Source organism: Nostoc sp. DedQUE09 (assembly GCF_034530915.1).
Lineage (GTDB): Bacteria > Cyanobacteriota > Cyanobacteriia > Cyanobacteriales > Nostocaceae > Nostoc.
Genome location: NZ_JAVRCE010000010.1, coordinates 65,548 through 76,937, shown reverse-complemented (window position 1 = coordinate 76,937; position 11,390 = coordinate 65,548). Strand labels below are relative to the sequence as shown.

Annotated in this window: 9 protein-coding genes; 5 read left to right on the top strand and 4 right to left on the bottom strand. The window is 42.7% G+C overall.

Annotated features, from left to right (window positions below; translation table 11 throughout):
- Positions 1–247: 247 nt before the first annotated feature.
- Entirely contained in the window at positions 248–463 is a 216-nt protein-coding gene (locus RMY27_RS09015) for a hypothetical protein (protein ID WP_322662373.1), read from the bottom strand.
- 343 nt (positions 464–806) lie between these two features.
- On the opposite strand from RMY27_RS09015, the gene RMY27_RS09010 reads away from it, so the two are divergent.
- The 4 genes from RMY27_RS09010 to RMY27_RS08995 all read left to right on the top strand — a co-directional run bounded on the left by RMY27_RS09010 (position 807) and on the right by RMY27_RS08995 (position 5,008).
- Entirely contained in the window at positions 807–1,595 is a 789-nt protein-coding gene (locus tag RMY27_RS09010) for a COP23 domain-containing protein (RefSeq protein ID WP_322662371.1), read from the top strand.
- A 151-nt stretch (positions 1,596–1,746) separates the two neighbouring features.
- Positions 1,747–2,589, top strand: a complete 843-nt coding sequence (locus RMY27_RS09005) for a serine protease (RefSeq protein WP_322662368.1) — start codon at positions 1,747–1,749, stop codon at positions 2,587–2,589.
- A 34-nt stretch (positions 2,590–2,623) separates the two neighbouring features.
- On the top strand, positions 2,624–4,336 hold the full coding sequence (locus tag RMY27_RS09000; protein WP_322662366.1) for a tetratricopeptide repeat-containing serine protease family protein: 1,713 nt from the start codon (positions 2,624–2,626) through the stop codon (positions 4,334–4,336).
- A gap of 21 nt (positions 4,337–4,357) precedes the next feature.
- On the top strand, positions 4,358–5,008 hold the full coding sequence (locus RMY27_RS08995; RefSeq protein WP_322662364.1) for a hypothetical protein: 651 nt from the start codon (positions 4,358–4,360) through the stop codon (positions 5,006–5,008).
- A gap of 239 nt (positions 5,009–5,247) precedes the next feature.
- Here RMY27_RS08995 and RMY27_RS08990 read toward each other — a convergent pair whose 3' ends face one another.
- The 3 genes from RMY27_RS08990 to RMY27_RS08980 form a co-directional block, all read right to left on the bottom strand.
- On the bottom strand, positions 5,248–6,231 hold the full coding sequence (locus RMY27_RS08990; RefSeq protein WP_322639107.1) for an RNA polymerase sigma factor, RpoD/SigA family: 984 nt from the start codon (positions 6,229–6,231) through the stop codon (positions 5,248–5,250).
- Between the two features lie 717 nt (positions 6,232–6,948).
- Entirely contained in the window at positions 6,949–8,679 is a 1,731-nt protein-coding gene (locus tag RMY27_RS08985) for an ATP-binding protein (RefSeq protein WP_322662477.1), read from the bottom strand.
- A 93-nt stretch (positions 8,680–8,772) separates the two neighbouring features.
- Entirely contained in the window at positions 8,773–9,567 is a 795-nt protein-coding gene (locus RMY27_RS08980; RefSeq protein WP_322662362.1) for a glutathione S-transferase family protein, read from the bottom strand.
- A 741-nt stretch (positions 9,568–10,308) separates the two neighbouring features.
- Between RMY27_RS08980 and RMY27_RS08975 the strand changes: the two genes are divergently transcribed.
- A complete protein-coding gene (locus tag RMY27_RS08975) occupies positions 10,309–11,133 on the top strand; it encodes a fasciclin domain-containing protein (protein WP_322662360.1) in 825 nt (274 codons plus the stop codon).
- The last annotated feature ends 257 nt before the right edge of the window (positions 11,134–11,390 follow it).

Here is an 11,390-nt window from a genome sequence, read left to right as displayed (position 1 = left end):
CTATGATTGTGTTCAAGAATTAAGGAGTATATCAAGACGAGAATTAAGGAGGCGTGAAGCTAGCAATATTTGCGAAAGAATATTGTAATATAATCGCCGAGCCTTTAGTGTGCTTTAACGGAATATAACGCACCTTTTTTATCTCATCCCAAAAAGCAACTTAAACAGTTTTATGCGTTTTGAATAATGCGTTAACTTATTTGCTGGTTGGGTGGATTAAAGCGAAATCCAACAGTATATTCTCTTACTACACGATAAGTTTATGCGATCGCACTTGCCAATATACGCTGATTTTGTGCGATCGCCATAATTTCGAGTTGAGATGAAATAGCTGAGAGCGATCTCTTTCTCGAACTAATAACTTAGCAATCTCTAACTTTTTCCAACCTACCCAAAAAGGTAATTGAAGTGTAACAGCCAGCTTTAGTCCTGTTACTAAGAAGATCCGACCTTTTCCAACCATCAAACCTGATACTAGGCAATATAGTATTTAGATCAACAGTCATTTTGATTGATATCTAATTGTTCTGATAAATTTTCAATTGGATTATTAGCCATTTAAGAAATACTTAATTATTTATAGCCTTTTACCAACAGTGTATTTGCTATTTATTTACTAATTAGTTTTCTTTTTGTAAAGCTTTAACCTAAGCTAAATTAAAACGATCAAAAATTTATTTGTTATGGCAAGTTGATCTAGCCTAACAAGAGAAGAGTTACTGAACAATACTTTGTTTGTTCCGCAGTATCAGATGGTTTCAGGAACAATGAGTAACAACAATTCAATTTCAGTTAGGAATGTATTTATGAAAATCAAGTTAGTAACTCAGTTTTTGATGAGTGCGATCGCGCTTTCTGGTGCTGCGGTGTCTCCAGCAATGGCACAGTATCAAGGGCAATATCAACAGCCACCAGTATCAGGTCAATACCAACAACCAATACCAGGGCAATATCAACAGCCACCAGTATCAGGGCAATACCAACAACCAATACCAGGGCAATACCCACAGCCATCTGCCTCCACCTCCTTTATATGCGGTCAAGTGGGATCTGACCCAGCCACCCTTGTCCAAGCAAACGGTCGGATTTTGTCATCGCCTCTAATTATTTGGCAGACGGCAAGTAATGATATGTCACCCCAACAACGGTGTCAGATGGTTTCTCAGCGAATGACAGCGACAGTAGCGCAAAATGGTGGCAAATTGAGTAACTTGCTGCTGACGACTGGTAAGGTCAATGGTTTCAGCGTAATTTGTTTTGTGAACGCTGCCGAAAGTTGCAACCCTAACAATGTGATTATGACCCTGCTTAGAGGGGAAAATGCCCGTAATCCCGGCAATGTCCTAGCCCGGATTGTCAGGTTTGGTCAACGAGGTAAAGGTGCCAATGTAGTTGAAGCCGGTGGCTTTGTAGGCGGTGTAGGTGGTGAGGAAGAAATTATTCCCACTGCTGTGGGCTTAGAAGAAGCGGTTAATCAATTAGCTAACGAATCTGGCGGGATGCCTGCTGCTCCCAATCCAGGAAATTATCCAGCCCCAAATCCAGGAAACTATACTCCAACTCCAGGTGCGGGGACGGGTGGCGGTCCTATTTAGCTTTAGCAATTCCTGTAGAGACGTTAAAGAAAACGTCTCTACATACAGGTTCGCAAAATCTTCTGCTTCTCAAATGGCTGTAGAAAGTAACAAAGTTGGTTTACGTAGGCGTAGCGCGCCACAGGCATCGCTCCTTTTAAGTCCAATCTGGATGTGGGTTGTTCAGTTGGCAGTGTTTACTGTGTTTTCTGCTTCCCCATTAGTATCGCCTTCTGCCGCAGCTAACCCAGGTTTCAGGGATACTGACCTGCAATTGGAGCAAATTTCCCAGACGATCGCTCAATTTCCAGAAACGGCTGCTACTCTTCCTGATTCAGTGTCAGCGATCGCTAAATTAGTAACAGTGAGAATTTTAGGCGAGCAAGGGACTGGTTCGGGAGTCATTATCGGGCATCAAGGACAAACCTATACAGTACTCACAAATGCTCATGTTGTGGCCGAAGTCGGAGGCAATGGCTACACCATCTTAACGGCGGATGGTAAGCCCCATAAGGGTGTTGGGCTGCACTCTGCTCAATTGGGGAATGACGATTTAGCCTTGGTGCAATTTAGCAGCGATCGCCTTTACAAAGTCGTAGCGATCGGCAACTCTCACATTCTATCTGTTGGTGAAATTGTTTATGCTTCAGGATTTCCCAGTTGGCGCATCATTAATGCAAACACCCTTGCTGATACTCGCGATTGGGGATTACAAGCCTTTGAATTAACTCAAGGCTATATTGGGATGCTGCCAAACCAACCTTTGCAACAAGGGTATCAACTTGGCTATACCAATCAGATTGAACCCGGAATGAGCGGGGGCCCAGTTTTAGATCGATATGGTCGCTTAATTGCGATTAATGGCGGCTTGAAATATCCTCTCCAAGGCATCATCGCCTTTATTTTTGCCGATGGCACAATGCCAAGCCAAGCTTTATTTGAGCAAATGGAAACTTTGAGTTGGGCTATTCCAACTGCTAGATTTCAAAAATTGTTTGGGCAACCTGCTAAATAATTTCAGGGTAGTTATTAACTATTTTTTACTATATATGAACCTCAACTTTTTTCGCTCTAATTTTCCTTATGCAGTAATCAGTGGAACTGCCAGTGTTGCTGCAATAGTCATCGTTCAATCGGCAGCTTTTGCTGTAAAATCTCCTCAAGAAATTGCCCAGTATGCTAACACCATTACTGTGCAAGTAAACAGACCGGCTGGAGTTGGTGTCGGTCTAGCTAGTGATGGTTCTGGGTTTATTATCAAGCGCGAGGGAAGCACTTATACCGTCCTTACTTGCAATCATGTGGTTAATCCATCTGGCGGGCCTAAGCCAGCTAGCATTCGCACTAGCGATGGAGTCTCTCATCCGATTAACCCTACAAGTGTTAAAAGTTTAGGAACTAACGTTAAAGGAAGTAACGATCTAGCCTTGTTTAGTTTTAGTAGTGATAAAGAATATCCAGTAGCCGAATTAAAAAGCCCTAATCAAACAAGGCTGGGCAGTAAAATGTTTGTTTTTGGTTATCCAGTTAACAATGATTTAAACAGAATTGCTGAAAACCGGGTTCATGATTTCCAAGCAGGAACGATTTGGGAATCCAAGGATGCGACTTTGAGCGATGGTGGCTACTCGTTGCAATACGCAGCTCAAACAGCAGGCGGTATGAGTGGAGGGCCAGTATTTGATATTGATGGTAAAGTGATTGGAGTTCATGGTAAAGCTGACACAGCAACGGAAGTCAAGGAACTCCAGTCAGGGCAACAAATATCAGCTGGGCTAAAAGCTGGAGTTAGTGCAGCAGTTCCGATTGAAAAGGCGATCGCTTTATCTGGGCAGGTTGGACTCACTGGGTTGAAAATAGATAGTTCCCCCAGTACGGATAAACCCCAAGAACGGATGCAAAATCCCCAAGCTTCGAGCGATTTCTTAGCACGGGGGCTGTCCCTGCAAAGTAATAGCACAGCAGCGATCAATGATTTTAGCCAAGCGATCGCTCTCGATCCTAAAAGTAGCATTGCTTATTACAATCGCGCCAATGCTCGCTACAAGATGGGGGATAAAGAAGGTGCGGTGGCCGATTATAATGAGGCGATTCGCTTCAACCCCAATAATGCGATCGCTTATTACAACAGAGGGGTAGTGCGATATTATCTGGGCGATAAGCAAGGTGCAGTTGCAGATTTTACCGCCGTCTTGCGTTTCGATCCTTACGATGTATCGGCTTACTACAGCCGAGGATCTATCCTCCGCAACTTGAAAGATGCTCAAGGTGCTTTTGCCGATTTTGACCAAGTTGTTCGGCTTGCACCTAACGTGCCTCATTCTTACTTCAATCGGGCGCTAGCTCGTGCCATGTTTAACGATCGCCAAGGTACTCTTGCCGATTTTACTCAAGCGATCGCTCTCGATCCCAAGTTTTCTAGAGCCTACATCAGCCGTTCGCTGACATTGCGCCGTTTGGGACAATTACCCGCAGCGATTCAGGATTTAAACACAGTGCTGAGTTACGAGCCAAATAATAGCATTGCTATTTACCAACGCGGCTTGTTCCGGCGCGATGCAGGCGATCGTCAAGGTGCGTTTGAAGATTTACAAAGAGCTGTAAATTTATTCCAGCAAGCCAACGATACTGCGAGTTACCAAAAAGCAATATACGTTCTCCAACGCTTACAGTCATCACCCGTTATTTCCCCTCCTAATCAACCAAATAACGGACAACCTGGTGGTGAACCTGCTCCAGATGTCATAAATGAACCTATCTAGGAATGAGTGTAGAGATGTTTTATGGAACGTCTCTACACTTATCTAATGAAATTTATCCAGAAAGCACACCAAAAAGTTATGAAAACTGGGCGCTTTAAACTAAACTTTACCAAACTGATTCAATTCGGTACGACAGTCTACACGTTTACTTTTTTATCAGTAATTGATATTGCCGGGGCTATGCCAATACCGATGCCTACGGCGGTAAACTACGCTCAATCCCTTCCGCCATCGGGTTTTTCTCCTTACCCAGCCTCCAAAATATCTCCTCTAGATGGGATTTGGAAACTTCAGTGGCGCATGAATGGGAAATCTTTTGATGGACTCCTGACTTTAATGGGAAATTCTGGCACAATGACCGTTAATGTGCGCTATTCCAATGGTCAGAATGATGTCGTCCAACAAAGAATGGTGGTTCAGTCTTCTGGCGATCAATTTATTTTATCTGGACAAGATCCCGTCTATGCAGGTACGAATATGCCGATTGTCTCCTATATTGCCGACACTTTTTTGATCGAGCAAGCAGCCAATTTGGAAGGTTGGAGGGCTAGAAGTTGTGATAGCACTGAACGGTGTTCACGAGTAACGATGCAGTATGTTGATCCTGCCTACCCGGCATCTGTACCGAATCGGACACCTGCCGAGATGCCCACAAAATGGGATTCATTATAATAAATTTTTGATAATTGCTCAACTCCTTTGATAAGAGGTAGAGATAGAGATTAGCTGAAGAATGTAAATTGAGACTACATAATTGCCGCAATCTTAAGTTCCAATTGTTGCCGTTATTCTTCTGTCGCTATAGAAATCGCCCGCCAATTTTTCCTAGTTTTCAGCAAAAAAATCGCCCCCTAAATTCAGGAGGCGCATCACTAAGGTTCTGTAGAGACGCGAACTTCGCGTCTCTTGTTTTAGCTAGCAACGTATTCTTTGACATTGGCACGACGGCGACGCAGATGAGCCAAAGCTTGATGCTCTAACTGACGAACGCGTTCGCGGCTGAGATTCAGTCTCTCACCGACTTTCGCCAATGACATTTCATTACCATCTTCTAAACCAAAGCGTAAAGCTACAACTTCTCGCTGTTGCGGGGTTAGTTCTGCTAGCAGGTTGTTCAAGTCTTGGCGTAAGAATTCCTGGTTTGTGTAATACTCTGGTGATGGACCATCATCTTCGAGCATTTCTTGCAACTCAGTATCCTGGTTCTCACCAACTCGCACATCCAAAGAAACTGGTTGACGAGCCATATTCAGGTACTCGCGAATCTGAGCAGGTTCTAATTCTAGTGCTTTGGCAATTTCGGCTGGAGTCGGCGATCGCCCCAAGCTTTGAGCTAACTCGCGCTGCACTTTTTTGATTTTGTTCAGTTTCTCGGTAATGTGGATCGGTAAGCGAATAGTCCGACCTTGTTGAGCGATCGCACGAGTAATTGCTTGACGAATCCACCAGTAAGCGTAAGTCGAGAACTTATAACCCCTCATCGGGTCAAATTTCTCCACGCCCCGCTCTAATCCTAGTGTTCCTTCCTGGATTAAATCCAGAAACTCCATATTTCGCTTTTGATACTTTTTAGCAATAGCAACAACCAAGCGCAAATTCGCTTCGATCATTTTTTGCTTTGCGCGCTTACCTTGTGCCACCGTTTGTTGCACATCGGTTTCCGATTGTTTAACGTGATCGGCCCACTCTGAAATATCCGGTTCGCGTTGCAACTTCTTCGCCAAAGCTTCCTTGGCGTCGATCAGCGTCATCATTTGTTGCACTTGCTTCCCAAAGACAATTTCTTGTTCGCGGGTTAGCAGTGGTACACGACCAATTTCTCGCAGATAGGTTCGCACCATATCAGCCGTGAATTTGGTGTTGAGGTTTTCCGTTTGGGTATTGACAGTAGGCATTGGTGCGATGTCCTCTACTTCGTAAAGATAATGTATGTTTTATTACTAAAATGGAGGGGGAAAAGTAGTACATTTATCACGAGATGTAGGGAGCTACCAAAAGAAATTAATTGATACAGCCGTTGTTAAGACGGTCAGCCCCCAATGATAGGTTCCCCTACCTTCCCTAAATTTTCAATCTTTTATAAGCACGCTGGTTATTTTTGAGAATTATTCTCTTGGACAGTTAGTAACACCGAGTGGTAAATCCGAAGTCGGTATGAGTTCTACTTAACTTATGATACGATAAATCAGGCAAATAGTAAACTATCTTAAGATAAAACCTATCATTATAATTCAAAAGCAGTCGTTATAGAAGAAATTTTAAATTTCCTTGAAATTACTGACTATATCTATAGTGACGCCAAAAACCCCTCTTCTGTTGCCAAAAACTAGCCGGATAACCGAACTTTATTTGCTCTCACAATGGAGGGATGTCACGAATTCGTCATTTGTCATTGGTCATCGGTCACTTGTACTGAGCGTAGTCGTAAAGCCTGCGGCATAGCTACGCTTAGGGCGCAGCCTCTCCAAGAGTTGTATTTGTCATTAGTCACTTGTATCGAGCATCTCAACTTCGCTCGAAGGAGCCGGAGCCGAGGTAAGTCGCTGGCGCAGCCTCTCCAAGAGTTGTATTGGTCATTTGCAAAGGACAAGGGACAACTGACAAATGACAATCTAAAATCCAAGGTCAGCTTTGGCTAGTTCCGCGGCGGCGAATACTTCTGCGTCAGGTTTTTCTTCCCAGGCAGGCTCACCAATTTCTGCGTAAAAAGTTGCGTCGTAAGGTCGGGTACGTACTACTACTGGCATAGGAACAGCATGACCCAATATTAAAGCTTGTTGTTTCGAGTCTAGCTTTGCCAATACCGATCGCAGTCCGCTACCACCAGATACACCTGTAAAAATCGCGTCAATGTCTTTTTCATCATTCAGCAAAGCGGTAATGCGAGTCCCAATTTGCGACATAACTTCATTATCTATGCCTGATGGACGTTGATCAACTACCAAAAGTGTGACAAAATACTTCCGCAGTTCGCGGGCAATAGTCCCAAAGATAGTACTTTGGACGATAGCCGGGTCAAGGAAACGGTGCGCCTCTTCAATGGTAATCATCAATGGCGTTGGGCGATCGCTAGGGTTTTTGCTTTGCAGGAATTTATCTGCTTTCTTGACGTAATGCTCGTGAATACGTCGGGTGATCATATTTGTCACCAACATATAAGAGAGCATATTAGACTGGGAACCAAATTCTATCACAACATTCTTCCCAGATTCCAGGCATTGCACAATTTTACTAATGTAATTCTGGGGGCAAACTGCTCGCATATACTTCAAGCTATCCATCCGCAAGAGTTTGCGCTGCAATGCCATAATCGAGCCTTTGTGTCCGCGCTTCTCGTCGCAAAACACCTCGATTTCTTCGTTAGTCATATTCAACAACTGGACAATCCAAGACTTGCCAAATTCGCTATACAGAATATTGGCGTTATCTAAGGCTGCGTCAGAGAGTCCTAAATCTCGGCTACATAACTTAATATCTTCAACTTCTATTTGCTCGTAACTCAAATAAAGTTCTTGAGCATCACGCACACCACGACGCTTTGTTGATTCCGGGTCGAGGGTATAAACTTCCACTTTACTAGGAAAAAGTTGCTTTAAACCTTTAACCGTATTGACGTTCTTACCTTCTGCAACGGCTTCCCACCCATACTCAGAGTGCATATCAAAAATCAAGTTTACTGCCGCATTTTTACGGATAACGCCAGCTAAAAGCAGCCGCGTTAGAAAGGATTTCCCAGTACCAGATTTACCAAAAACCCCATTACTCCGTTCTACAAAGCGGTTTAAATCGATGCAAACGGGCACATCCATATCCAAAGGTTTCCCAATGGAAAAGTTGCGCCTTTGGGTGTCATCTTCCCAACCAAATACCCGGCGAAAATCGTCAACACTTGCTTCGTAAACTTGACTAAAGTGGCTAGGAATAGTTTTAACAGGCAACAATTCTATCGTCGTGCTGGTTTGTGGCATAAATGAAGCCAAACCCGTCACCGATGGGAGGAAAGGATTTGCCGATTTGCCATTTGTTGGGGAGAAAGATTCTTCAGTTTCGGGAGTGAACATCAACATCGGCGCGAGGTTGATAGTACCGTAAGTACCACTTCCGGCTAAAACATCTCGTAAAAAAGTGTCTTCCCAACTGGGGGGATTAGCAATAATTCGGGCATTAGCAGCTCCTAATGCTACATCTGTCAGCATACAAAAAAAACGCGATCGCATCCCTTGCACAACAAGAAACTTGCCCACCCGCATATCTTCTACAGAAATGTCAGGATGCAATCGTACTTCTAAACCTTCAGTTAGAGAACCTTGAATGACCGAACCTAATGGCTGTGCCGAATTCATCTGATTAGTCATTTGTCATTTGTCATTTGTCATTGGTCATTGGTCATTTGTTTTTTCTCCATCCCCTATGCCCAATTCCCCATGTCCAATTATCTAATCAATCTGAATCGAGGTTGGCGCACTTCCTGTTGATGGAGTGGTACTAATTAACGGTTTGCGGAATTGGGCGTAAAGGCGATCGCGCCAGGTGAAGAATGGTTCATAATCTATATTCTCGGCAAAGATTGGCAATCCTTTACCTCTGATAGAAGCTGGTAAATCCAGATAGGGCCCAGAGGGGAACTTGAGTAATATCGATAATCCAGCCACCGCTAAGTCAGCTAAAGTCGGCTCATCTCCTGTTAAATAAGGACTATCTGCCAATAATAACGTCAAGGCTTCCAAGTCTTGTTTTAGGGATGCGATCGCTGACTGTATCACATCTGGGCTGTAACCTACGCCAAAACCCAACACTGACAGTAAGTCACTAGGTACTCCTTGAACCAGACTTTTAAATATATCTGGTGTTGAGGTGGGTAATAAAGACTTACGGAAATTTTGATCTTGACTTACGGCTGCAAATAGTGCTTTGCGACCTTTGATGCCTATGGACTCATCCGCCCATTCTTCTATTAATAAGGTTAAACCCCGTTGTTTAGGATTTTGCGGTATTATGGGGCGATCGGGATACTCTAAGTCTAAATACTTAGCTATTTCCGTAGAATCCGCAATATATTTATTACGATCCTTTAATACAGGCACTTGTCTTTGACCAGTCAGCCGGAACAGTTCCACTTGTCCAATTCCAGGCGTAACCTCTATTTTGCGGTAATCTAGTCCTTTAAAATCTAGAATTAGGCGCACTTTCTCTGAGTATTGAGAGAGTTCCCATTGGTATAATTCCAGCATGTGTTCTATCTCTTGTAACTGGTCAACTTATTAACTTTACAATTGTATCTTTAGTTTAAGTAATTTTGATTGGTATTAGTTGGTTAGCTGTCTATTTAATTGACATTAGGGTTTAACCGATGCCTGATTTTTGGCAAAATTTATTGATTAAAAAAATATTGTTTTCTGATTGATTAAAATATAAATAACTAAGTAATTTAATTCAGTATATATAAATAAATAAAGCTAACTCCTCATTCGTGGCCCTTCAACACTTACTTCAATTTTTGTCAGGGTTAGCCTACGTTAAAATATTTCGGTAATTAATTTCTGTGTTTTTGCTGAATAATTAATGGTTAATTCTAAAATATAGCCTTCTTCTCTATGTAATTCAGGATTTATGAATCAACTATTATTTCCCGTACAACTCTGTATCTAAATTGTCTTTTTAAGTATAATTTTTTCTGAAGCTCATTGTAACTCATAACTTGTAGAGGTAAGATTTTCACACTTTCTGAGAATTTTCGCTACACGAGTGGGATTTTTAAATTTTCATGTGATAGAGAAAATTTGCTCAATTTACATGAAATATATGGTAGATATATTGCATACTTAACAGCGTGAATCGAGGTTAAATATTTTACCTTACTAGCACAAACTCTTCTATAGAAAAATCTTACTTCCCTCTTGAGTTAGATTTTGTGCATAGCAAAATGTTATAAATCTTTATGTAATGTGTGGACAAAAAGAAAAACAAAATTTATGAAGACAAATTACAGCAAATTGCTGACCACGTTGGCAGGCATAGCAGGATTTACTAGTTTCAGCGTCCTCATTACTTTACCATCTGATGCGAAAGAGGTACTAAATCCTAACCCCAGTATTTTCAACGAAGCTCCTTATAACCAAGGTCAACGCCTTCAAGCAAACAATCAATACACACCTGCTGAAGCCGTTTCCCAAATAGAAAAGGGCAATGCCAAACGCAAACCAGTAGCACAGAGAAGTGGTGCAACGTTAAATCCCAAACCAAGTATTTTCAACGAGCCTCCCTATAACCGTGGTGGTGGTAGTGTTACACCTACTGAACCTACACCCATCACCCCAGGTACTCCACCCACTGAGACACCGACCACAACTCCACCAGCACCAGGGGCAAGCAGCAATCAAGGCAAAAACTTGTTAGCCTTGGCAGAGTCAAACGCTTCCTTTACCACCTTGACCAAGGCTTTGAAAGCAGCAGGATTGACCGGAGCTTTACAAGGCAAAGATAACTTAACTATTTTCGCACCCACTGATGCAGCTTTTGCTAAGTTGCCAGCAGATGCTTTGCAAGAATTGTTAAAGCCAGATAACAAAGAAGTATTGCTCAAGATTTTAACTTACCATGTAGTGACTGGTAAGGTACTGTCCACTGATTTAAAGTCTGGCGAAGTTAAAAGCCTTGAAGGTGGCGCAATCAACGTTAAAGTTGATCCGGCTACCGGTGTAACTGTCAATGATGCTAAAGTGACACAGGCAGATATCACAGGTAGCAACGGTGTAATCCATGCAATCGATCAGGTAATTTTGCCTCCTGACTTGTAGTTTTTAGATACCGTATAGCCTGTAGTAGGCCAGGTTTGTATCAAGTATTAATAGGAAAAATCCCGTTCAGATGATAATTTTGGACGGTTTTTTTGTCATAAGCAATGTTTTAAATTTTTTAGAAATTTAAATGTCAGGTGGGTTAGCGCGGAAAGTACCGCCCATCAACAATAGACTTCTTGGCATTTGTCGGGGTAAAGGGGAAGGTGGGGCCCCCTCTGGGGATAAGGGGCAGGGGAAAAGGGTAAAGAAACTCA